At 35.4% G+C, this 23,843-nt stretch carries 18 protein-coding genes and 1 pseudogene; 17 read left to right on the top strand and 2 right to left on the bottom strand.

Going from position 1 to position 23,843, the window contains the following annotated elements; translation table 11 throughout:
* The first annotated feature begins 414 nt into the window (after positions 1-414).
* From LB888_RS01065 to LB888_RS00985, 17 genes and pseudogenes are all read left to right on the top strand, one after another.
* Entirely contained in the window at positions 415-1,176 is a 762-nt protein-coding gene (locus tag LB888_RS01065) for an HAD-IIB family hydrolase (RefSeq protein WP_318753260.1), read from the top strand.
* 320 nt (positions 1,177-1,496) lie between these two features.
* Positions 1,497-2,597 carry an ATP-binding cassette domain-containing protein gene (locus LB888_RS01060; RefSeq protein WP_318753259.1) on the top strand — a complete coding sequence of 367 codons (1,101 nt, stop codon included), beginning with the start codon at positions 1,497-1,499 and terminating at the stop codon, positions 2,595-2,597.
* Positions 2,598-2,626: 29 nt separating this feature from the next.
* The gene (locus LB888_RS01055) at positions 2,627-3,031 is read left to right on the top strand and encodes an ATP-binding cassette domain-containing protein (protein ID WP_318753258.1); all 405 of its coding nucleotides are present in this window, start codon (positions 2,627-2,629) and stop codon (positions 3,029-3,031) included.
* Positions 3,032-3,159: 128 nt separating this feature from the next.
* Positions 3,160-3,648 carry a Fur family transcriptional regulator gene (locus LB888_RS01050; protein WP_318753257.1) on the top strand — a complete coding sequence of 163 codons (489 nt, stop codon included), beginning with the start codon at positions 3,160-3,162 and terminating at the stop codon, positions 3,646-3,648.
* Between the two features lie 323 nt (positions 3,649-3,971).
* Positions 3,972-5,060 carry an ABC transporter ATP-binding protein gene (locus LB888_RS01045; RefSeq protein WP_318753256.1) on the top strand — a complete coding sequence of 363 codons (1,089 nt, stop codon included), beginning with the start codon at positions 3,972-3,974 and terminating at the stop codon, positions 5,058-5,060.
* Positions 5,061-5,070: 10 nt separating this feature from the next.
* Positions 5,071-5,889: an ABC transporter permease gene (locus LB888_RS01040; RefSeq protein ID WP_066126268.1), complete on the top strand. Its 819-nt coding sequence runs from the start codon at positions 5,071-5,073 to the stop codon at positions 5,887-5,889.
* A gap of 37 nt (positions 5,890-5,926) precedes the next feature.
* Positions 5,927-6,691 carry an ABC transporter permease gene (locus LB888_RS01035; RefSeq protein WP_071409348.1) on the top strand — a complete coding sequence of 255 codons (765 nt, stop codon included), beginning with the start codon at positions 5,927-5,929 and terminating at the stop codon, positions 6,689-6,691.
* Positions 6,692-7,762 carry an ABC transporter substrate-binding protein gene (locus LB888_RS01030; RefSeq protein WP_318753255.1) on the top strand — a complete coding sequence of 357 codons (1,071 nt, stop codon included), beginning with the start codon at positions 6,692-6,694 and terminating at the stop codon, positions 7,760-7,762.
* A 914-nt stretch (positions 7,763-8,676) separates the two neighbouring features.
* The gene (gene glmS, locus LB888_RS01025; RefSeq protein ID WP_318753254.1) at positions 8,677-10,479 is read left to right on the top strand and encodes a glutamine--fructose-6-phosphate transaminase (isomerizing); all 1,803 of its coding nucleotides are present in this window, start codon (positions 8,677-8,679) and stop codon (positions 10,477-10,479) included.
* Between the two features lie 258 nt (positions 10,480-10,737).
* On the top strand, positions 10,738-11,034 hold the full coding sequence (locus tag LB888_RS01020; protein WP_318753253.1) for a lactococcin 972 family bacteriocin: 297 nt from the start codon (positions 10,738-10,740) through the stop codon (positions 11,032-11,034).
* 792 nt (positions 11,035-11,826) lie between these two features.
* Positions 11,827-12,513, top strand: a complete 687-nt coding sequence (locus LB888_RS01015) for a YggS family pyridoxal phosphate-dependent enzyme (RefSeq protein WP_318753252.1) — start codon at positions 11,827-11,829, stop codon at positions 12,511-12,513.
* Complete coding sequence (locus tag LB888_RS01010) at positions 12,506-12,940, top strand: gamma-glutamylcyclotransferase family protein (RefSeq protein WP_318753251.1); 435 nt, start codon at positions 12,506-12,508, stop codon at positions 12,938-12,940. The genes LB888_RS01015 and LB888_RS01010 overlap by 8 nt, the downstream gene beginning before the upstream one ends.
* Before the next feature lie 201 nt (positions 12,941-13,141).
* Positions 13,142-14,670, top strand: a pseudogene (locus LB888_RS01005) (helicase HerA-like domain-containing protein).
* 613 nt (positions 14,671-15,283) lie between these two features.
* Positions 15,284-16,624: an MATE family efflux transporter gene (locus LB888_RS01000; protein ID WP_078756498.1), complete on the top strand. Its 1,341-nt coding sequence runs from the start codon at positions 15,284-15,286 to the stop codon at positions 16,622-16,624.
* 183 nt (positions 16,625-16,807) lie between these two features.
* Positions 16,808-17,794: an aromatic acid exporter family protein gene (locus LB888_RS00995; RefSeq protein ID WP_318753250.1), complete on the top strand. Its 987-nt coding sequence runs from the start codon at positions 16,808-16,810 to the stop codon at positions 17,792-17,794.
* 98 nt (positions 17,795-17,892) lie between these two features.
* Complete coding sequence (locus tag LB888_RS00990; RefSeq protein WP_318753249.1) at positions 17,893-19,470, top strand: ABC transporter substrate-binding protein/permease; 1,578 nt, start codon at positions 17,893-17,895, stop codon at positions 19,468-19,470.
* A 3-nt stretch (positions 19,471-19,473) separates the two neighbouring features.
* On the top strand, positions 19,474-20,211 hold the full coding sequence (locus LB888_RS00985) for an amino acid ABC transporter ATP-binding protein (RefSeq protein ID WP_066126686.1): 738 nt from the start codon (positions 19,474-19,476) through the stop codon (positions 20,209-20,211).
* A gap of 280 nt (positions 20,212-20,491) precedes the next feature.
* On the opposite strand, the gene LB888_RS00980 is transcribed toward LB888_RS00985, so the two are convergent.
* Together LB888_RS00980 and uvrC are read right to left on the bottom strand one after the other, a co-directional pair.
* Positions 20,492-21,532, bottom strand: coding sequence for a threonine aldolase family protein (locus LB888_RS00980; protein ID WP_318753248.1), 1,041 nt, complete (start codon positions 21,530-21,532; stop codon positions 20,492-20,494).
* 314 nt (positions 21,533-21,846) lie between these two features.
* Positions 21,847-23,766, bottom strand: coding sequence for an excinuclease ABC subunit UvrC (gene uvrC, locus LB888_RS00975; protein WP_318753247.1), 1,920 nt, complete (start codon positions 23,764-23,766; stop codon positions 21,847-21,849).
* Positions 23,767-23,843 lie beyond the last annotated feature (77 nt).

The raw sequence follows: 23,843 nt of genomic DNA, 5'->3' as shown, positions 1-23,843 counted from the left end.
AGAGTAATGAGACCGTCTTTTTGTTGTATTTCGCAAGTTAAAATTAAGCCACTGTCAGAACTAAAGTTAAATTGCTATTGTCAGTGGCTGATTAAATATTACGCCGACTTCAAACTTCAGACGAATCTAATTAGGCTACACGCGGGGTGGGTAGACGAAGCGAGCATCACTCTATTTTCTACTTCTGATCACTCTCAACTTTGCGGGGGTGAATAAACGAAACGAATTTTTTTCGATTTTCAACTTCTTGCCCTCTCCTGGTAGTTCGTTTTTAAGTTTAATTTTCTGAAAAACGACAGAGTTTTAAAATTCTAGGTCTTAGGTATGAAATCGAGTTAACTTGTTGATTTCGTATAGTAAAGTGCTGAGGTATTTTGTATAATGGAAAGGCAAGCATCAATAGGGGGTTATCAAATGATTAGAATGTTTATTAGTGATTTAGATGGGACTTTATTAAATAAATATCATATTGCTGATAAAACCATTAATCAAGCGATTGAAGAAGCGGATCGACGTGGCTATCGCTTTGCGGTTGCGACTGGTCGTCATATGCGTAACCACCAACGTTTTGGCTTAGGATTTTTAAAGCATACGCAGTATATTATTGCTATGAATGGAGCACTAGTAATCGATAATAAAGGTAAAATAATTGATACTAGCGCTATCGAACCAAATAAAGTAATTGAAATTCAAGATATGTTTCCTGAAATTAGTTTTGAATTTTTAACAGCGCAACATGCTTATGTAAAGCATAATCGTTTTAAGCATTTTTTAAAGGGGTTTAAAAATACCCCAACCTTTAAAAATTTTGGACGTGCTTTATTAAATCTTTTAGTAGGACAGTTCCACTATGGTGTGGATGATGAATTTTTAAAAACAAAAAGTGTTTTAAAATTAGAATGTATTACGAATTCAGCTGAGGAACATGAACGATTGGTAGAATATTTAGAAGCCAATCAAAATTATTTTAGTTTTGCCTATAATGATGAAGTCCACTTTGAGATTACGGCTCAAAATGTGAATAAACGTCAAGGTATTTTAGCCTTATTGAAAAAAATTAATGTGCATCCTGATCGAGTAGCAGTTTATGGTAATGATTCTAATGACGTGGAGATGCTGGAATATTTTATTCATTCTTATGCACCGTCTTCAGCGAAGGAAATAGCAAAAAAGTAGCTAAAAATCAAATAGGAGATGCTAATGATCATGCGGTGGTCAACCATATGTTAGCAACGATGAAAAAGCAAGATTTATATAAAAAATAGTGCTTTTTAATTAGTCTTTATGTTATACTATTAGTAATAATTTAAGGAGTTGATCGACACAATGATGATTCAATAGTAACTAAGTAAGCTAATAGACTGTGATTGTAATAATGACAGGGGTTAGTATGCACTTAGGCACTATTGGATGGATCATTGTGTCTTTTTGCGTACAAATTTTTCTTACTTAGTCTTTCAGTTGGTAATTGACAGTTAATTGAGAGGAGAATTTGTATGTTACAACTAAATAAATTTACCATTACGCATCGCTATGATTTTAGAGTATTAATTGACAATTTAACGGTGACAATCAATCCGGGAGATAAGTTGGCATTGATTGGTGAAGAAGGCAATGGCAAGTCAACATTGTTAAAGGCTATTTACGATATGAGACTGATTGAAGATTATACAGAAGTGACAGGTCAGTTGATAAATAAAACCATTTTAATGGGCTATTTACCACAAACAATGCCTGAATCTTTAAATGATGTCAGTATTAATAATTATTTGTTTGATATGAGTACCTTAGAGCAAATTGATTTTAATTTACTTTATCAATATGCTTCTCAATTAGGTATAGATAGCGATCGCTTTGATTCTCATCAGTTGTTAGGTAGTTTATCCGGTGGAGAAAAAATAAAACTGCAATTAATTAAAATTTTAGCACGTGATCCACAACTTATTTTGCTCGATGAACCGTCTAATGATTTGGATTTTGAAACGCTTGAATGGTTGACCTATTTTATCAAAAATACAGAAAAAACAATTATTTTCATTTCACATGATGAAACTTTATTAAAACAAACCGCTAATCGCTTGATATTATTTGAGACACAACATCATAAGAAAGTGACCAAAACGACTTTGGTTAATCTTGATTATGATACCTTTATTCAAAATAGAGATAGACAATTTGATAAGGATTTGCAAATCGCTACTAAGCAACGAGAAGAGCATAAGAAGCAAATGCAACGACAACATCAAATTCATCAAGCGGTGGAGCATCAAGTTCGCAATACCCATGATGCAACAGCAGGTAGGTTGATTGCTAAAAAGATGAAAAATGTTTTAGCCACACAAGAACGACTACACAAGTCGACCGAATTATTTAAAGAAATACCTGTAAAAGAAGAAGCTATTTTAGTTAAACTTCGTTGCCACCAACCGTTATCAGCTTCGAAAATAGTCCTTAATTATCAGGATCAATCCTTTAATAATCAGCAGTGTAACATTTCGCAATTAGGATTAGTGATTCAAGGACAAGATAAAATTGGTATTATCGGGGCTAATGGCATTGGGAAAACAACTTTGTTGAAAAAATCTATCAAGATTTAATAAAGCGAACCGATTTAAGAGTCGGTTATATGCCACAAGATTATAGTCAAGTATTACCTTATGATAAGACGCCAATTGAATTTTTAAAACGGAGTGACGAGAAAGATGAAATCACTTTAGTGACCACATTTTTAGGTAGTATTCGGTTTACTTATGATGAAATGCATCATACGATTGGTGAATTATCAGGTGGTCAAAAAGCTAAGTTATTATTATTGAAGATGGATTTGGATCAAGTGAATGTATTGATTGTGGATGAGCCGACGCGTAATTTTTCACCTTTGTCACAAAGAGAGGTTCGGCAAATCTTTCAGAATTTTGAGGGGTGTTTGATAGTTGTGTCGCATGATCGTCTTTTCAATCAAGAGGTCTGTCATCGACGATATCGTTTAACTCATACTTCATTGGAACGATTATCCAATCAAAAACAATAGTCAATTTATTGTTTCCAATAACTAAAGTGTAAAAATAACGAAAATATTACAAGTAGGCAAAAAAGCTTTATAGATAAGGGTTAGAATGCTATAATAAAGTAAACAGACAAAATAGGAGGCGCATAAAGATGACTCATCATGCAAATGATCATCATAGCTATTTATCAAGAACACATAGTGATGATGCGCGTAAGACCGTTGAACGAATTTTAGCAGAATTAAAAGAAAAACATGTTCGGATTACGGAGCCTCGACGCGCGATACTAACTTATATGGTTGAAAGTCATTCTCATCCAACAGTGGAAGAGATTTATGATGATTTATTACCGAACTATCCAGGCATGTCTTTAGCTACGGTGTATAATAATTTAAGTACCTTAGTTGAGCATGGCTATGTTAAAGAAATGAAATTTGCTGGAATTACTAGCCGTTATGATTTTATTGGCAATCAACATTTTCATATCATTTGTGAAAGATGTGGTCGTGTGGAAGATTTTCCATACCGCGATTTAACACCATTTATCGGTGATGCCGAAAAAGCAACAGGCTATCAAGTAAGTAGTGTCAGTATGGAAATGTTTGGCATATGTCCGGAATGTCAAAATGAAAGAGATTAAAGGATAAAAGTTAACTAGGTTTTTACTTGGTTAACTTTTATTTTTTATAGAAAATGGGAGTGGACCAGAAGTTGAAAATTGAATAATTTTCGCTTCGTCGGCCCCCCGCGCACAGTTGAGACCACTCAACCACTGCGTTATTAATTAAGGAACAATAAACTTAACTAAATTTATCAAGTTTATGCCCAGCCGTGCAATTTAATAATGCGCTACAATTTTATCAGTAAGATTAAAAACAAATAAATAACTTTGTGAAAAGATATTGTCTAAGAAAAATATTATGCTATAATTCATTTTGAATGCTGAAATAAAGGAGTGTTGAAATGCAAACAAATCATACAGTCATACTTGAAAATGTCACAAAATCCTATGGTGATACACAGGTTTTGAAGCAAATTGATATGGAACTAGAAAAAGGAAAGTTCTATACACTATTAGGTCCTTCGGGTTGTGGAAAGACCACGATTTTACGAATCATTGCTGGTTTTGCGGAAGCGACTACTGGTAAGGTTTATTTGGAGGGAAAGGAAGTCACTGAGATTCCAGCTAATAAACGCAAAGTAAATACCGTTTTCCAAGATTACGCACTGTTCCCTCATATGAATGTATTTGATAATATTGCATTCGGCCTCACGATGAAAAAAATGGATAAAGCTACCATTGAAACGAAAGTAAAAGAAGCGTTAAAAATGGTACGATTAGAAGGATATGAAAATCGTGACATTCAAGAAATGTCGGGAGGACAAAGACAAAGGGTAGCGATTGCTCGTGCCTTAGTCAATGAACCAGAGGTATTATTATTAGATGAACCTCTTTCTGCTTTAGACTTAAAATTACGTACCGATATGCAGTATGAATTACGTGAATTACAACAACGTTTAAATATTACGTTTGTTTTTGTTACTCATGATCAAGAAGAAGCTTTAGCTATGTCTGATTGGATTTTTGTAATGGATAAAGGTGAAATCGTACAATCAGGCACACCTTCAGATATTTATGATGAGCCAATTAACCGTTATGTAGCGGATTTTATTGGTGAAAGTAATATTATTAATGCTCGAATGATTGAAGACTATCGTGTTGCGTTTGTTGGCAAAGAATTTGACTGTGAAGATGCCGGAATCCCAAGTGGTGAAGCAGTTGAAGTAGTGATTCGTCCTGAGGATATTGATGTGGTAGCTCCTGAAAAAGGAAAGTTAGTGGCCCATGTTGATACGATGTTATTTAGAGGAATGTTTAATGAAGTTATTGCCTATGATGACGCAGGGAATGAATGGATGATTCATACAACAAAGAAAGTAGAACCGGGAGCGGTAATTGGCTTGTTTTTCGAACCAGATCAAATCCATGTTATGCGTTTTAATGAAACAGAAGAAGAATTTGATGCCCGTTTAGAACAATATGAAGATTAGGAGGGAGTAAATGAATCAAAAGAAGAATCATTTATTGGCAATTCCATATTATCTATGGATACTACTCTTTGTCATCGCACCGATTATTTTGTTACTGTTCAAGTCATTTTTTGATATTAATGGCCATTTCACTTTTCAAAATTATATTAATTTCTTTACCTCAGGTAACTATATTCGCATGGCTTTGTCCTCTTTCTTCTATGCGTTTTTAGTGACCTTGGTAACCTTTTTAATGGCGTATCCAATGGCATATTTTTTAACCAAAACTAAAAACAAACAATTGTGGTTATTGTTAATTATTTTGCCGACTTGGATTAATTTATTACTTAAAACGTATGCTTTTATTGGTTTATTAGGTCAAACGGGACCGATTAATCATTGGTTACAGAATTTTGGTTTTGGTCGTCAACAATTACTATTCACTAATGTGGCCTTTTTAATTGTTGCTGCCTATATCGAATTACCGTTTATGATGTTACCGATTTTTAACTCGATTGATGAAATTCCTAATTCATTAATGGAAGCGAGTAATGACTTAGGAGCGACACCTTGGGAGACTTTAAAACGTGTGGTATTCCCTTTATCTATGCGTGGCGTTCGTAGTGGGGTACAAGCAGTCTTTATTCCATCGTTGTCGCTTTTCATGTTAACACGTTTAATTGGAGGCAATCGGGTTATTACATTAGGGACGGCGGTTGAACAACATTTCTTAGTGACTCAAAATTGGGGCATGGGTTCGGCTATTGGGGTTATCTTGTTAATTTCAATGGTCTTGGTAATGTATGTAACACGTGAGCGCCGTGATCAAGGAGGTGCTTTGGGTGAGTAATCGTCGTTTTAAATGGCAAAATTTATATATCGTCGTAATGTTTCTTATTTTATATGCGCCAATCTTTTATTTAATTATGTATTCTTTTAATGAAGGTGGCGATATGACGGGCTTTACCGGCTTTACCTTAGAGCACTATCAGACATTATTTCAAGATACAAGATTGATGACTTTTATTATTAATACCTTTATTGTGGCGATACTTTCTGCCTTAATTGCTACCATTATTGGGACTTTTGGTGCGATTGCTATCTACTTTAATCGTAGTAAAAAGCAACGTAATACGATTTTGAATTTGAATAATGTGTTAATGGTAACACCTGATGTTATGATGGGGGCTAGCTTTTTAATTTTATTCTCTATTTTAATTCCTGTGCAAATGGGCTTTGGAACAGTATTAATTGCACATATTGCATTTAATATTCCAATTGTGGTATTAATGGTGTTACCACGTTTATATGAGATGAATCCTTCAATGCTTACGGCTGCTCAAGACTTAGGTGCTACTCATGGTCAAACCGTGCGTCATATTATATTACCAAGTATTAGTAGTGGTATATTTGCCGGGTTCTTTATGGCTTTTACCTATTCACTAGATGATTTTGCCGTGACCTTCTTCTTAACGGGTAATGGCTTTAGTACCTTATCGGTTGAAGTGTATTCTAGAGCACGTACAGGTATTAGTTTAGAGATTAATGCTTTAAGTGCCTTGATGTTCTTATTAGCGTTGGCATTAGTGGTGGGTTATTATTTCATCCAAATGAGTGAACAAAAACGTCGTAAAGCGAAAGGGGCGAAGTAGATGAAAAAATTACTTAATGCAGTGATAGCCCTATTATTAGCAGTTGGCGTGTTATTTTTCCTTCGTCACCGTTTAGAAGCAAGTAGTGGTATGACGGGTGGTAATACCATTGTCTTTTATAACTGGGGAGATTATATTGATCCAGCATTGATTTCTGAATTTGAAGAGGAAACGGGTTATCGTATTATTTATGAGACTTTCGACTCTAATGAGGCGATGTTTTCTAAAGTTCAACAAGGTGGTACTACTTATGATATTCTGGTGCCAAGTGAATATATGATTGAACAGTTAATGGAAAATGATATGTTACAACCTTTAAATTATGATTTATTGCCTAATATTAAGAATATTGATAGTCGTTTTATGGATTTATCATTCGATCCGGATAATAAATATTCAGTGCCGTATTTCTGGGGTACTTTAGGAATAGTTTATGATCCTAATAAAGTGGGGCGCGAGATTCATCATTGGGATGATTTATGGGCTGATGATTTAAGAAATAAAATTTTATTAATTGATGGGGCTCGTGAAGTGCTAGGCATTGGGTTACAATCGCTTGGTTTTTCACTAAATGATACCGATGAGACGGCGTTAACTGTGGCGACTGCAAAGATGAAAGCTTTAATGCCGAATGTGATTGCTTTAGCGGCTGATGAAATTAAAATGCATTTAGTGCAAGATGAAGCGCCAATTGGTGTGACGTTCTCAGGTGAAGCGGCGATGGCGATGGAGGAAAATGAAGATCTTGTATATGTCGTTCCGGAAGAAGGTTCTAATATTTGGTTCGATAATATTGTGATTCCTAAAAATGCTAAAAATGTAGAAGGAGCACATGCTTTAATTGACTTTTTAAACCGTCCAGAGATTGCGGCTCGTAATGCAGAGTATATTGGTTATTCAACTCCGAATAAGGCTGCGTTTGATTTGTTAGATCCAGAAATCACATCGGATGAAGCTTTCTATCCAAGTGATGATACAATCAGCCATTTAGAAGTCTATGCTAATTTAGGACAAGAAAGTTTAATTCATTTTAATGATTTGTATTTAGAGATTAAAATGGAACCAAGATAGTTTTATTGCAAGAACTTCCTCACTTTATGAGTGGGGAGTTTTTTGATTGATGAGAAATGGCTAAGAATGATTTTTTGTTAGTTTATTATCATTGAAGAGTAATGTCTGAATTTCCTCCTTCGTTAGTGGATTGTTATTAAAGAGCAATGAAATATTTTTTGTTAGTTTATTATCATTGAAGAGTAATGGGACCGTCTTTCGGTTTTCTTCGAAGAACCTACAGACTTGATTTTCTGAGGCGCTGTAAGAACTAAAGTTCAACAGCGCTCATGCGAAAATACATCCTGACCATTACTAATGATAATAAACTAACATTTATCATTCATAAAAAAAGAGAAAGAGAGATTTTTAAGAGGTTGAAATTTTCCTCACGAAAAATTTCTGCTAATGCCTTTCACCTTCGGGAAAGGTATGACGGAGTGAGTAGAGATAGCTGATTTGAAGAGTTTCTATTTTGGTGATTAAATACTTGGCAGTAGCTGATTAGATTGTTGCATTGGTTTGAAACTGAGGAATGTTTCGTGCGATAAATTGGGTAATCTTATTATAATTTTATATAGACGAAATTTAAGCAAATAAAGGGCTTAACTTTTAGGCCTTTTATTCTATCTTGCAGTCAAATATGAAAATCATCATACAAACCTTGTGAATTAGGACGCGAGTTCTTGACATTTTCATAAAAATAAGGGTAAAATAAAAAAGCTTTTAGAAAATAACTTGTAGGAGGATAAAAATAATATTGGATAGCGCCAGGCCTGAAAAGGTGACGAGGATTGAACTTATCGAAAGATTCGGCGGATGGTTCAAGGCTGTGTAGTCTACAGTGTTTCTACAAAGAATAATCGAAAGGTTCTCACAAAAAGAAACACAACACCTAAAAGCAATATAAATTGATATAAAAAGGAGATATTTATATGTGTGGTGTAGTAGGTTTTGTTGGTAATGGTAAAGTACAAGAATTTTTGATTAATGGGTTAGAAAAATTAGAATACCGTGGTTATGATTCAGCTGGTATTTATGTAAAAGATGAAACTCATAATGGTTTATTTAAAGAGGTAGGTCGTATTGCAGATTTAAAAGCAACTGTTGATTTTGATTTGCCGGCTTCAATTGGGATTGGTCATACACGTTGGGCTACTCATGGTCCTGCAACAGTGGAAAATGCCCATCCTCATACTTCACCAAATGGACGTTTTGTTTTAGTTCATAACGGTGTAATTGAAAACTATACTCAAATCAAAGAACAATATTTAGCTGATGTTAATTTTTATTCAGATACTGATACAGAAGTAGCGGTAGCTTTAGTTGAACATTTCTCAAATGAAGGTATGAACACTAAAACAGCTCTCTTAAAAGCTTTATCAGTTATTGAAGGTTCTTATGCGTTCAGTTTAATTGATAATGAAGATCCTGATACTTTATATGCAGCAAAAAATAAAAGTCCATTATTAGTCGGATTAGGAGAAGGATTTAACTTAATCTGTTCTGACGCGATGGCTGCGATTCAAATGACTAACCAGTATTTAGAAATCCATGATAAAGAATTAGTGACTTTAACTGAAAATCATGTGCAAATCGAAAAATATTCTGGTGAAGTGGTTGATCGTCAACCATTTATTGCAGAATTAGATGCGGATGATTTAGAAAAAGGTACTTATCCTTTCTATATGATTAAAGAAATCGATGAGCAGCCAACTGTTATTCGTCGTTTAATTTCTGAGTATACAAATGTAGAAGAACAATTTGAAATTGACCCTGAATTAAAAGCCGATTTATTAAATGCGGACCGTATTCATATTGTGGCATGTGGTACAAGTTACAATGCGGGTTGGGTTGGTAAATCCTTAATTGAAAAATTAACGAAAACACCAGTTGAAGTTCATTTAGCAAGTGAATTTAGTTATGATATTCCATTATTAGGTGACAAACCATTCTTCATTTTCTTAACGCAAAGTGGTGAAACGGCTGATAGTCGTCAAGCCTTAGTTAAAGTCAATGAACTAGGTTATCATTCATTAACGATTACTAATGTTAAAGGTTCTACTCTATCACGTGAAGCAACTTATACCATGTTATTATACGCTGGACCAGAAATTGCGGTGGCTTCAACTAAAGCTTATACTGCCCAAATTGCGGTGATGTCTATTATTGCAGAAGCGATGCGTGTAGAACGTAATTTACCTGCTTTATTTGATATGCATCAAGAATTAAGTAAAATTGCAGCGATTATGGAAGGTGTCTTATCAGAAAAATCGATGTTAGAAGAGTGGGTTCAAAATAATTTAATTGAAAACCGCAATGCTTTCTATATCGGACGTTTATCCGATTTCTATGTTTCGATGGAAGCTGCATTGAAATTAAAAGAGATTTCATACATCCAAACAGAAGCTTTCGCTTCAGGAGAATTAAAACATGGTACCATCGCTTTAATTGAAGAAGGGGTACCTGTCATTGCTTTAATTAGTAATCCAGCTGTGGCGGCTCATACACGTGGTAACGTGGAAGAAGTTAAAGCGCGTGGAGCTAAAGCAATTGTCATTAGTACTGAAGAAGTAGCCAACGAAGATGACTTCTTTATTTTACCAAATATGCCAACATTATTAGCACCTTTAGGTGTTGTGGTAGTTACACAATTATTAGCTTACTATACAGCTTTGCATAGAGGCTTAGATGTTGACAAACCACGTAACTTAGCAAAATCAGTTACCGTTGAATAATCATCTTTTGAATAATTAGTATCAAATCCCATCTTGACTTAAAAAGTCGAGGTGGGATTTTTACGAAGAAACTATAAATCTAGTGAATGAGGATATTTAAATTAAAATACAAAACAATAAAACAATATTTACTTCGATAAATAAAAATAAAATTACCATTAATAAAGCGTTTGCAAAAAACAACTCGGTGGTATAATACTTCTAAGTTAACTGAACAGTAATATTTAATTAGTGATAATATGGGAGCAAGGATAAAAAATGGTAAAATTGGTAAAACGAATGGGAATTTATTTTTCCGTTTTATTGTTAGCCTCTCCGATGATAGTTTATGCTGCTACTCAGTACGTTGATGGTGGTACTTGGAATTATGGTGTCTGTCATACATTGAATTGTGGGTATTCTGATTATCTACATCCAACACGATATCATAGTTCTACTGTAACCCATCCAACTAAAGGTTCAAATTATGATGAAGCCTACGCCGGAAATTGGGCACAAGCCAAGGTGTTCAATATTCCGCCTACGGGTATGTCGTATTATTTTAATGTATATTAGTTGACAGTGATTTACTGTTCTGTGACTTTATTCCGGAGGTATTAAGATGAAACTAACTAAATATTTTATTTTACTATTATGAAAGCCTCCCTCATTCTCAAAAGAGAGTGAAGGAGGCTTTATTGGATTAACATTATACCTTGGAGTTTTTTTAGCTAGTGACAAGATTAGCGTGGCATTTGTTTGATTTCAGTTAATTTAATAATCGGTGCACCATTTTCAGTGTAAACGAAGTCGCGTACTTTTTGGGCATCAGCCATCGTGACAATCAGTCGATCACGATAGGGTTCAGCTAATTCATCGAATAAATATAAATCGTCTCGTAAGTTATTTTGTTTGCGAAGTGAATTGATTTCGCCATCAGTTTTTAGTTTATACTTAAGCGATGGCAGACTACCTGATATTTGGCGTTGTTCAATACGATAATAATAGTTATCATCACCATAATAAATTTCTAAAGCGCCAGTATTGGTACGGACATGTTTGACATCTTTGTACTTTTCTTTATGGATTTCCCACCAAGTTTCAATGCCTTTAATCGCTTGTTCTTCAGTTGGATAACTGCCGTGTTCTTTTTTAATTTATCACGGCGATTAACCCAATAATTTGTATAAACTGTCTGAGTCATAGAATCCTTCCTTCCAATAAGTTTTACTAAATCTATTATAACTTAAATTGCTTTATTTAGAAAACGTTTTACACATTAATTAGAATGAATAGTATGGTATACTGTGATAAGTGATAGAATAAACGAACTAAATTTTTACTTAATAGTGATAGGATGGGAACTAGATGAATTTGGAACAATTAAGGCAAAATCAGCATATGATTGAACGCGTCATTAATAGTCATAAAAATTTAGGTCAAGTGGCAACATTAGTGGCGGTTACAAAAACAGTAGGGACTGAAATGATAGAAGCTTTATATGAAAATGGGATTCGTCATTTTGGTGAGAATCGTCCGAATGTTTTTGTGGAAAAATATCGTCAATTAACACATTTAGATAAGGCGGTATGGCATTATATTGGTAATTTACAGACAAGACAGGTTAAGGATGTCATTAACGAGATCGATTATTTACATTCTTTAGACCGTCCTTCATTAGCCAAAGAAATTGAAAAACGTGCGCAATCTGTCGTCAATTGCTTCGTACAAGTAAACGTTAGTGGGGAAGCTTCTAAAAGTGGCTTTAAACCTGAAGAAGTAGTTGATTGGATTGAGAGCATTGCCGATTATCATCATATCCGTGTCGTAGGGTTAATGACGATGGCACCGATTAATGCCACTGAAGCGGCATTACGTCAGTATTTTAGTGAATTAAAACAATTACAAACTCAAGTCGAAAAAATGGGATGGTTACATGCACCGTGTACGGAATTAAGTATGGGAATGTCTCAAGATTATGAGATTGCAGTCGAAGAAGGCGCTACTTTTGTTAGGGTAGGCACAGCATTTTATGAAGGAGTGTATGATGAGTAAAATTTATTTAGCATATGGTAGTAATATGAGTGTGGAACAAATGGCTCATCGTTGTCCTGAGGCAAAATTGTTAGAGGTAACGATGTTACCTGGATTTCGCTTAGCTTTTACAGGGGCGTCTAATCGTTCCTATGCTACAATTCAAAAAGATGATACGCGCCAAGTTCCCGTTTTATTATGGGAAATTTCACAGTCTGATGAAGTGAGTTTAGACCGATACGAAGATTATCCAAATTTTTATGAAAAGGCTGAAATTGAATTAAATGGTCAAGTGGTCATGTATTATTACATGGTCGATCAATATGGCTTAGGGTTACCTTCTGAAGAATATTACAATATTATCGCAGCGGCCTATGATAAATTTGATTTCGATAAAACAACCTTGGAAATGGCGCTTAAAGAAAGTCAGAATGTTATAAAATCATAATTAATTAAACCTTTTGCCTAAAATAGAGTGAGGTGAAACGACAAAAGTTGGGTTTTAAGCTAACTTTTTAACTCACTACATCGGCGAAAGGTTTTTATTATGACTAGCTGAATATTTTTCTAGTAGACAAGATTTTAGTATATTTAATTTGCATTAATTATGGTACGATATATTTATCATACTTGAAGGAGCGTGCGCACAATGGTGGAGACAATTCAATTTGGTTACGGTAAAGAACCAGCTACACTTAACTTAAAATTATTAAATCGTCATGGTATTATTGCGGGTGCAACGGGTACTGGAAAAACGGTTACGTTAAAGGTTATTACTGAGCAATTAAGTGAAGCAGGTATACCAATCTTTTTAGCTGATATCAAAGGAGATTTAATGAGCCTTGCCCAAGCGGGTAATGGTGAGGTTGATCCTGAACGGTTAGCCGCTACTCATTACGATCATTATGAAACGGCTGAGTATCGTGTGGAATTATGGGATGCTCTATCAAAACAGGGGATACCATTACGGATGACTATCTCTGAAATAGGACCGGTTTTATTAGCGCGTATTTTAGGTTTGAATGAGATTCAAACAGGTATACTGAATATTGTTTTTGCCGTTTCGGATGCGCAAGGTTTATTATTAATTGACTTGATGGACTTACGGGCAATGTTAAACTATGTTTTGGAGAACGCGAGTGAATTAAGTAAACACTATGGTAATATCGCTTCTTCGTCAGTAGGGGCTATTTTACGTTCCATTGTGGTATTGGAACAACAAGGAGCAGGAGCTTTTTTGGTGAGCCAGCATTAGAATTGGAAGATTTAATGCGCGTAGATAGTCAAGGACACGGGATTATTAATGTGTTAAATGCTGTAGCATTGAGCCAACAGCCTACTTTATATGCGACGGTTTTATTAGCAGTTTTAGCAAATCTTTATGAATCATTACCAGAAGTTGGTGATGTAGATAAACCTAAATTAGTCTTTTTCTTTGATGAAGCGCATTTAATGTTTAATAAGACACCGGAAGTTTTATTAGAAAAAATAGAGTTAGTAGTTCGATTAATCCGTTCAAAAGGGGTAGCGGTCTTTTTTGTCACCCAAAATCCATTGGATATCCCAGATCGAGTGGCTGCTCAATTAGGCAATAGAATTCAACATGGGCTACGAGCATTTACGCCAAAAGAGTTAAAAACAGTATCAGCTGTTGCTGATAGTTTCCGTCAAACAGATACGGCCGATATGGCTCGTGCAATCCAAGAGCTAAAAGTGGGTCAAGCAGTTGTCTCAACTTTAGATCAAGATGGTACACCTAAAGTAGCGGATATCGTGACGATTTGGCCACCTAAAAGTCATTTAGGGACAATCGATAGTTCGACATTAAATAGGTTATTGAATAATTCAGAATTAATGTCTAAATATGAAACTCCGATTGATCGCGAAAGTGCCCATGAAATGATTAATGCTCAAATAGCAGCCAAAGAACAAGCTTTATTAGCTGAAGCAGAACGGGTAGCCAATGAAAAAGAAATGGAACGTTTGAAAAAAGAACAAGAACGTTTGATGAAAGAACAAGCTCAAGCTGCTAAAAAACAGGCTGCTAAACCTAATAGTAGTTATCGTCGTAGTGATTCACCAATGGATCGTTTAACCAAAAATTTAATGAGTTCAGTTGGTCGTGAATTAGGACGAGCAATATCACGTGGTTTAACGGGTATCTTAAAAAATAAATAATGCTGGTATGGGCAAGCAGTAGAATAACTCAGGAATTTTCGCTTTGTCTGTTGACTCCGCGCACAGTTGGGCATGGGCAAGCAATAGAAAATGAGAAGATTTTGATTTGCCTGTTCCCCAGCGCACAGTTGGTAGTAGACCAGAAGTAGAAAATTGAATGATTTTCGTTTCGTCTGCGCATGACCACACAGGTGATGGGTAATAAAATGGTTACAAAATGCAAAGGGTTATGACTCAACCACTGCGCTATTAATTAACGAACAATAATCTTAACTAAGTTTATCAAGTTTATGCCCGGCCTTAATGCCTTATTTCTTTGAGACGGAGTTTGATAGCACTTAACCACTGCGCTTATCGTTAATGAATAATACTTGATTGAATTTATAAAGTGTTTGGCCAGTCACAATATACAATTTATTGCGCCTTTTTAGGTCGTTTGTAACGGTCTAATAAGGCGCATTTTAAATGATAATAGTTAATGAAATGATAATCGCTTTAGCTTTAACTAGTTGAAAACACAAAATTTTCCTTGAAACAATTTGCAATATTCCATTGTAATTAAATTAAAACATCGGTATACTACACAGAGTTGAAAAGAGAAAGGGGTAAACAAATGAAAAATGATATGACCAGTGGCAATCCACTTTCAAAAGTTATTTTATTTTCTATTCCACTAATTATTGGGAATGTCTTTCAGTTATTATATAATATGGCCGATACTTTTATCGTTGGTCGAACTATGGGAGTTGAAGCACTGGCTGGAATAGGAGCAGCGGGTAGTGTGTCATTTCTTATTTTAGGATTTACCCAAGGGTTTGCAGCGGGGTTGTCCATTCCGGTTGCGCAAGCGTATGGTGCTAGAGACTATCATAAATTGCAACGCAGTGTGTTCTTGAATTGGGTGCTGTCGGTCTTGGTATCAGCAGTTTTAACGATCATCAGTTTAGTTGTTTTAAGACCCTTATTGGAATTTATGAATACACCAAGTAATATTATTGAACATACTTATGATTATTTAGTGATTGTCTTTGGCTTTATGATTATTACTGTCTTCTACAATATGCTAAATAATATGATGCGTTCCTTAGGAAATAGTCGCACGCCTTTGTACTTTTTAATTGTTGCTGCAATTATTAATATTATTCTGGACTATGTCTTTATCATTTACTTTGGTTTAGGGGTAGGAGGAACCGCGATTGCGACGGTAACCTCTCAATTCGTCTCGGTATTATTATGTTTATGGGCGATTCAACGTAGCATGCCCATTCTTCGTTTACGAGTCAATGTTGGGATTAAGAAGGAAGAATTATGGTATCATGTTCAAATTGCTTTACCAATGGCCTTTCAGTCATCAATTATCGCTTTAGGAACCATTGCTGTTTCAATGGCCTTAAATATATTAGGTGCTGAGGCAGTAGCAAGTTTTGCGGCAGCGGGTAAGATTGACCAAGTCGTGATTTTAATTTTAATGTCATTTGGCGTTTCGATGGCCACTTATGTAGGACAAAACTTTGGTGCGAAAAAATTTGACCGGATTCGTGATGGTGTGCGCTCAGTAGCGATATTATCTGTCATCGTGGCGATTATTTTAGGGGCAGTATTGTTTGTGTTCGGAAAAGATTTTGTTGCGTTCTTTGTTAAAGGTGATGATCTTTCACAAATAATCGCTTATGGTGATACTTACTTTAAAGTGAATGGTCCTTTATATTGGGTCTTAAGTTTACTGTTTATTTACCGCTATACTTTACAAGGATTGGGAGATAGTAGAATCCCGACATTTGCTGGCTTTATGGAGTTAATAATGCGGGTCGCTGCTGCCTTTATGTTAGGAGATTTAATAGGTTTTACAGGTTTAGCATTATCTAGCCCACTAGCTTGGATTGGTTCAGCTGTTCCTTTGATGTACACTTACTTAAAACGTAAAGATCATCTCGATTTAATGAAAGCCATCTAATGCTATCGTTTTGCCCAATTGTCCGACACAATTTTGTCAGTATATATAAAGAAATATAACCTCCGTCAGATTTTAGCCAATGATGGAGGTTTTCGTAATTATTTAACATATTTTCATAAAAATCAAAAAGTAATCATGAAAATTTGTTATACTATGATTATCTATTTTAGGGGAGTCGAAAATATGAAATTAGGGGAACGTACGTTAAAGATTGTCGTTGCAACGATTTTGGCCGTTATTCTTGCCCAATGGTTACAATTGGAAAATAGTTATGCTGCTGGCATTATTGCGATACTGAGTTTATTAGATACACGAACCGATACGTTAAAGATTGCGATTTCGCGACTTTCAGCGACAATGATTGCTTTCGCAATTGCATGGTTATTATTTAGTTTTATGGGCTATAGTATCTGGGTATTTGGTCTATATTTACTATTTTTTATTCCAATTTGTTACACCTTTGGTTTTCAAGCAGGGATTGCACCGGTATCGGTGTTAGTGACACATTTTATCGTTGCCAAAAGTGTGGGGATTGAATGGATGATTAATGGCGGGCTGTTAATGATCATTGGCACCGGGATGTCATTATTACTCAATGTATGGATGCCGTCACAGATGACGAAGTTAAATCAAATGAAACTGAATGTTGATCATGAAATGAAGGAGATTATTAAAGGGATGGCAGTCAGTTTAAAAATGGTTCAATGTGACGTTACAGCCATTCAAAGAAGAAGTAAAGAATTAGAAGGTTGTTTGGAACAAGCCCAACAATTAGCTTTACTTGAATATAATAATCAAATTTTCCAAAAAAATAGTTATCATATTGATTATTTAACAATGCGTAAAACGCAATTAGATATTTTACGCGGATTAATTGAGATGTTGCCAAATATTCCTTTAGCAGTTGACCAAGGGTTTAAATTATCACATTTACTTGCGATTACTGCAGAACATTATGATGAGCAAAATACAGTAATAGAGTTAATTGAAGGCGTGGCCGATTTATATCGTTATTCTCGTCAATCACAATTACCTCAATCAAGAGCGGAATTTGAGGCACGAGCGATGATCTATGCATTCTTAATTGAGTTTAGCCGTTTCTTAGAAGTAAAATATGAGTTTTATCAAATGAATCAAGATAATATCGCGATAGACTCAGCACGAGATTAAAATTTAATAAGTTTTTTGTTAAGAAGACTTAATATTAAATTGATTTTTTAGAGTCTGCTTGTTATAATTCTTTAGGTAAATAGAGAAGAGGTAGAAAGATGTTAAAGAAATTTAGAGCGATTTTATTGTTAATAATATCGATATTTTTAGTAGCTTGTAGTCAGGAAGAAACAATGACTTCCACCAAACCTCCTTTATTAGTAGGGATGGAAGCAGGGTATCCGCCATATAACTGGACCCAATCAAATAATAGTAATGATGCAGTTCGTATTCAAGATTCCCAAGATTATGCCAATGGTTATGATGTACAAATCGCTCGTAAAATTGGTGAAGCATTAGACCGGGAAATAATTATCGTTAAAACAGAATGGGAAGGTTTATTACCAGCAATTCAATCTGAAAAAATTGATTTGATTATTGCTGGGATGTCTCCTACACCTGATCGAAAAGAAGTGATTGATTTCTCAGACTCCTATTATGATGTGCAATTCGCAATGGTAACCAAGAAAGATTCACCTTATGCACAAGCTAAATCAATCGAGGATTTTGGTGGAGCTGTGGTGACAGGTCAATTAGGGACTTTGCATTATGATTTATTAAATCAAATTCCGAATGCAAAGGTTGATCAAGCGATGAAGAGTTTCTCTGCGATGCGAGTAGCTTTACAATCTGGAAAAATTGATGCCTATGTATCTGAAATACCTGAGGCTATTTCAGCCACGGATGCTATTTCCCAATTTACTTATGTAGTGCCAGAACCTTCATTTGAAGTTTCAGCAGAAGATGTGCAAATTGGCATTGGGGTTAAAAAGGGTCGGGAAGAATTATTAACACAAGTTAATGAAGTCTTAGCTGATATTTCCACAGAAGAACGTGCAGAAATTATGAACCAAGCGATTAAAGAACAACCATCCACTGGTGAATCTGACTTTTTTGGTAATGTTTGGAATATCTTTAAAGCGAACTGGCCAGCATATTTACGTGGTACCATTAATACGTTGGTTATTTCTTTAACAGGTACTATTATAGGTTTATTAATTGGATTGTTAGTCGGGATTGTGCGTACGATTCCTAAAGCTAAAACAAAATTACAAGATGGTCTATTAAAATTTGCTAATTGGTTCTTAAATGCTTATATTAGTATTTTCCGTGGAACGCCAATGATTGTTCAAGCGATGGTTGTCTACTACGGAACATCTATTTTATGGAATTGGAATTTAACACCATTGAGTGCTGCCTTCTTTATTGTCTCGATCAATACGGGGGCTTATATTTCTGAAGTCGTACGTGGTGGTATTTTATCGATTGATAAAGGACAATTTGAAGCCGCACGAGCGATTGGGATGAGCCATTGGCAAACAATGAAGGAAGTCGTCATGCCACAAGTAATTCGTAATATTTTACCGTCAGTAGGGAATGAATTTGTGATTAACGTTAAGGATACTTCAGTCTTGAACGTTATTTCAGTCAATGAATTGTATTTTACTTCAAGTACCATTGCTGGTAATAGTTTTCGGTATTTCGAAACATTCGTCATTACGGCCATCATTTATTTTGTCTTAACAGTCACCATCACGGCCATTTTGCGTGCGATTGAAAATAAAATGGATGGGCCAAAAGAGTTTGTCTTAGTTGGTGGTAACCAAGAGCAAGTCAAAACATTAAAAGGAGAATAGCAAATGACAGCAATTTTAAAAGTGAATCATTTAAGTAAATCCTTTGGTGAACGTGAAGTCTTAAAAGACATCCATTTTGAAGTTGAAAAAGGGGAAGTAGTGACCATCATTGGTTCATCTGGTTCTGGTAAGTCGACTTTATTACGCTGTTTAAATTTACTGGAAGAACCAAGTGGTGGCGAAATCATTTATCGTGATGAAAATGTTTTAGGACCGAAATATGATGTGAACGCGTACCGTACGCACTTCGGAATGGTTTTTCAATCATTTAACTTATTTAATAACTTAAATGTATTAGAAAACTGTACGGTAGGACCTTTAAAAGTATTGAAGGAGCATCCTGCTGAGGTAGAAAAACGTGCCAAAGAGTTTTTAAAACAAGTAGGGATGGATAGTTTTATCAATGCGCGTCCAAGTCAATTGTCTGGTGGTCAAAAACAAAGGGTAGCGATTGCTAGAGCATTAACGATGCAACCTGATGTCTTATTATTTGATGAACCGACATCGGCATTAGACCCCGAGATGGTAGGCGAAGTTTTGCGAGTGATGCAAGAATTAGCTCATACTGGCTTAACGATGATTATCGTTACCCATGAGATGGAATTCGCTCGTGAAGTGAGTGACCGAGTCGTCTTTATGGACTCTGGCGTGATTGCCGAAGTCGCTCATCCAGAAGAATTATTCACCAATCCAAAAGAAGAAAGAACTAAACAATTTTTAGAGAGATATTTACGTCATTAAGGGCGAAAGTTTTAACTACATTTTAAGTTGAGGGGCTATATTAATAATATCAAGTGACATCCTCATCTCTCTCCCATAACAATTAATTGTCACTTGAGATACACATAACATTTACCGACAGCTCTCTTCCCATGGGCTGTCGGTTTTTACATATGAGAGTTAAGATTTAGCTTAACTTAAATGTACATTGCTATTTGGTGAAATAAAAAATACTGGCCTATGATGATTCAATTAGCTCATTAAGCTGTTGAACGAATAGGGCAGTATTTTTTATTTTGTATTATAGTTCGTAATGAGGTAAATGTTCTTTTAATTGATCAATATCCTCTTGAGTCGTTGACCAACTAGTAGCAAATCGAATGACGATATGATTTTCATCAAGGGTTTCCCAAAAACCAGTCGTTACAATTTCAGCAATTTTTTGATAATGATCTTTAGTAACAACAACGAATTGTTGATTAGTTGGGGAAGCTAAGTAAAATGGATAATTTTTTTCCCGTAAAACAACTTTTAATTGCTCCGCCATATCGATCGCATGTTCTCCTAATTTGAAGTATAAATCATTCGTAAAGAGTGCATCAAACTGAACACTTAGCAAACGACCTTTAGCAAGCATAGCACCATATTGTTTAACGCGAGTGTTGAAACGTTTTGGCATATTGTTTTTTGTGAAAACAACGGCTTCACCGGCTAAAGCGCCGACTTTGGTACCACCGATATAAAAGACATCGACTAATTTTGCGAGAGTTGCCAAGTCAACGTCAGTATCATTTGAAGCTAAACCATAAGCCAAACGAGCTCCATCGACAAATAGAGGAATGTCAAATTCTTTACAGAGAGCAGATAGTTCTTCTAATTCTGCTTTTGAATATAAAGTACCGTATTCCGTTGGATGTGAAATATATAGCATTCCAGGGTAAACCATGTGTTCTTGATTACTATCAGCATAGAAAAATTCAATTAATTGGCGAACGTCTTGCGCGTTTAATTTTCCTTCATATTGAGGGACAGTTAAGACTTTATGTCCAGAATGTTCAATGGCTCCGGCTTCATGCACGGCAATATGACCGGTATCGGCGGCAATTACCCCTTCATAAGGCATTAACATCGTATCAATCACAATTTTATTAGTTTGAGTCCCGCCTGTTAATAAATAAACTTCCGCATCTTCTAATTGGCAGGCTTGTCTAATTTTATTGCTAGCTGATTCAGTGTAGGGATCTGTCCCATATCCAGCTAATGGTTCGAGATTAGTTTTGACTAATGCCTCTAATACTGTTGGATGTGCTCCTAATATATAATCACTTTGAAAATATAACAATTATATCCCTCATTCCTTAAATTTGGTGTTATTATATCAAGTATTTTTGGTAAATACTAGTTTTTCTCCTTATCATTTATTTCTATTTTTTTTACTTTCGTAATTGCAAATTTACAATTTCGTCATCGCCAAAATGTTATTTAATCTGAGTTTCCAGATAATTAATTGAGGCTGGGTGTAAACTTGATAAATTTAGTCAGGTTATTATTCGTTAATTAAAAGCGCAGTGGTTGAGTGGACTAGAAGTAGAAAATCATTCAATTTTCTACTTCTAGTCCACTCCCAATTTTGATCGACTCCCAATTTTGAAACCTTTACTTAGTCGCCTTATCGTTCGCTTCTTTAGTTTCAATCGCTTCGTTGACTGTAGCAGCTTCAATCGCTTCTTTGGTTTCAATCGTTTCGTTGACTTTAACAGCTTTATTGGCTTCATCTGGATTTAACGTTAAGACAATGCGTTCGGCTGTTTTACTAGGAATCCCTAATGAACGAATTTCTTCTACACTCGCTAGTTTAACTTTATCTAGTGATTTAAAATGTTTTAAAAGTTTAGTGCGGGTCGCAGGACCGACACCTTCAATTTGTTGTAGTTGAGAAGCGATTTGGCTTTTACTACGAACTTGTCGATGATAACTAATGGCGTAGCGGTGAACTTCTTCTTGAACGCGCTGAATAAAATGAAACACTTGACTTCTAGGATCAACATCCAATACTTCTTCCGTGTAGCCATCCATTATCGCTGCTGTCTTATGATGGTCATCTTTGACCATGCCGGCAACGGGAATCGCTAAGCCTAGTTCGTTTTCAATGACGTCACGGGCAGCTCTAATTTGAATTTTTCCTCCATCCATTAACACTAAATCGGGTAGGGGAGCATTTTCTTTTAAGAGTCTGGTGTAACGGCGGCGAATGACTTCTTGTGTCGAAGCAAATTCATTGCTGCCTTCAACGGTTTTAATTTTGTATTTACGATATTGTTTACGGTCGGGTTTACCATCGGTATAAACCACCATACCACTCACCGCATTGGTTCCTAAAATATTCGAATGGTCAAAGGCTTCAATTTTATAAGCTTGTGGAATCTTTAATAATTGAGCTAAATCTTCAACCGCTTTGGTGGTTTTTAATTCTCGCATTTCAATTAAACGGAATTTTTCATCTAAGGCAATTTTACTGTTTTTCTCACATAACTCTAACATACTGCGTTTTTTGCCTCGCAAAGGAGTCGAAACGGGCAGTTCTAATACTTCTTCCAGTAATTCTTTGTCAATGTCACTCGGAACTAATACTGCACGTGGTTTCATTTGCGATTGTTCTTTGTAGAAGCGGGCGATGAAGGTCGTCACTTCTTCTTCAGGTTCAGCGTAGCTTGGAAAAATTGCAGCTTCTCGTTTTAAAATAGAACCTTGTCTTAACATAAAAACTTGAACCGATAGCCATCCCTTATCTAAGGTATAGCCAAAGACATCCATATTATCATAGTCTTGACTCATCACTGTTTGACGTTCGATCGTGGTCTCAATATATTTTAATTGGTCACGGTAATCTGCTGCCACTTCAAATTCTAATTTTTCAGCTGCTTCAGCCATTTTAACTTTTAAGTCTTGTTTAATATCATTCACATTGCCATTAAAAAACTGTTTAATTTTACTAATTTGGGCTGCGTATTCTTCTCTGGACACTTCATGATCACAAGGGCCAATACATTGTCCTAAATGATAATAGAAGCAAGCGCGTTTTTCATTTTTACCGCAGCGACGTAAGGGATAAACCTTGTGTAAAAGTTGTTGAGTGCTTGTGGCCGCACCCACATTAGGAAACGGTCCAAAATAAGTAGCACCATCTTTACCTACAATATTGGTTAGAATTAATTGCGGATGACGCTCATTAGTAATTTTGAGATAGGGATACATCGTCCCTTCTTTCAATTTAATATTATAAATAGGCTGATACTTTTGAATCAGATTGATTTCAAGTAGTAGCGCTTCTTTATTACTATTAGTTACGATAGTCTCAAAGTGGTGAATATCGGCTACTAATTTAGTTGTTTTCGTATCATGAGCGCCTCTAAAATAAGAACGAACTCGATTTTTTAAATTTTTAGCTTTCCCGACATAGATGATTTGGTCATTTTTATCTTTCATTAGATAACAACCAGGCAGGTCAGGCAGTAAAGTTAATTTTTGTTCAATGCGATCACGAATTTCTTTCGCACTTAGTTCTTGTTCACTCAAGATCGTCAACTCCTTTCATTTACAAGCTGTCAGCTAAGGAAACCTAGGTATTGATACCTAGGAGGAATTAGCGAAAT

The organism is Globicatella sp. PHS-GS-PNBC-21-1553, assembly GCF_033564055.1.
GTDB lineage: Bacteria > Bacillota > Bacilli > Lactobacillales > Aerococcaceae > Globicatella > Globicatella sulfidifaciens.
The sequence above is the reverse complement of the archived record's forward strand: the minus strand, read 5'-3'. Positions and strand labels throughout refer to the sequence as shown.

Bases quoted from the DNA above. Each gene is read 5' to 3' on its own strand.
- LB888_RS01065 (WP_318753260.1), top strand. From the start codon at position 415: ATGATTAGAATGTTTATTAGTGATTTAGATGGGACTTTATTAAATAAA.
- LB888_RS01060 (WP_318753259.1), top strand. From the start codon at position 1,497: ATGTTACAACTAAATAAATTTACCATTACGCATCGCTATGATTTTAGA.
- LB888_RS01055 (WP_318753258.1), top strand. From the start codon at position 2,627: ATGCCACAAGATTATAGTCAAGTATTACCTTATGATAAGACGCCAATT.
- LB888_RS01050 (WP_318753257.1), top strand. From the start codon at position 3,160: ATGACTCATCATGCAAATGATCATCATAGCTATTTATCAAGAACACAT.
- LB888_RS01045 (WP_318753256.1), top strand. From the start codon at position 3,972: ATGCAAACAAATCATACAGTCATACTTGAAAATGTCACAAAATCCTAT.
- LB888_RS01040 (WP_066126268.1), top strand. From the start codon at position 5,071: ATGAATCAAAAGAAGAATCATTTATTGGCAATTCCATATTATCTATGG.
- LB888_RS01035 (WP_071409348.1), top strand. From the start codon at position 5,927: ATGTTTCTTATTTTATATGCGCCAATCTTTTATTTAATTATGTATTCT.
- LB888_RS01030 (WP_318753255.1), top strand. From the start codon at position 6,692: ATGAAAAAATTACTTAATGCAGTGATAGCCCTATTATTAGCAGTTGGC.
- glmS (WP_318753254.1), top strand. From the start codon at position 8,677: ATGTGTGGTGTAGTAGGTTTTGTTGGTAATGGTAAAGTACAAGAATTT.
- LB888_RS01020 (WP_318753253.1), top strand. From the start codon at position 10,738: ATGGTAAAATTGGTAAAACGAATGGGAATTTATTTTTCCGTTTTATTG.
- LB888_RS01015 (WP_318753252.1), top strand. From the start codon at position 11,827: ATGAATTTGGAACAATTAAGGCAAAATCAGCATATGATTGAACGCGTC.
- LB888_RS01010 (WP_318753251.1), top strand. From the start codon at position 12,506: ATGAGTAAAATTTATTTAGCATATGGTAGTAATATGAGTGTGGAACAA.
- LB888_RS01000 (WP_078756498.1), top strand. From the start codon at position 15,284: ATGAAAAATGATATGACCAGTGGCAATCCACTTTCAAAAGTTATTTTA.
- LB888_RS00995 (WP_318753250.1), top strand. From the start codon at position 16,808: ATGAAATTAGGGGAACGTACGTTAAAGATTGTCGTTGCAACGATTTTG.
- LB888_RS00990 (WP_318753249.1), top strand. From the start codon at position 17,893: ATGTTAAAGAAATTTAGAGCGATTTTATTGTTAATAATATCGATATTT.
- LB888_RS00985 (WP_066126686.1), top strand. From the start codon at position 19,474: ATGACAGCAATTTTAAAAGTGAATCATTTAAGTAAATCCTTTGGTGAA.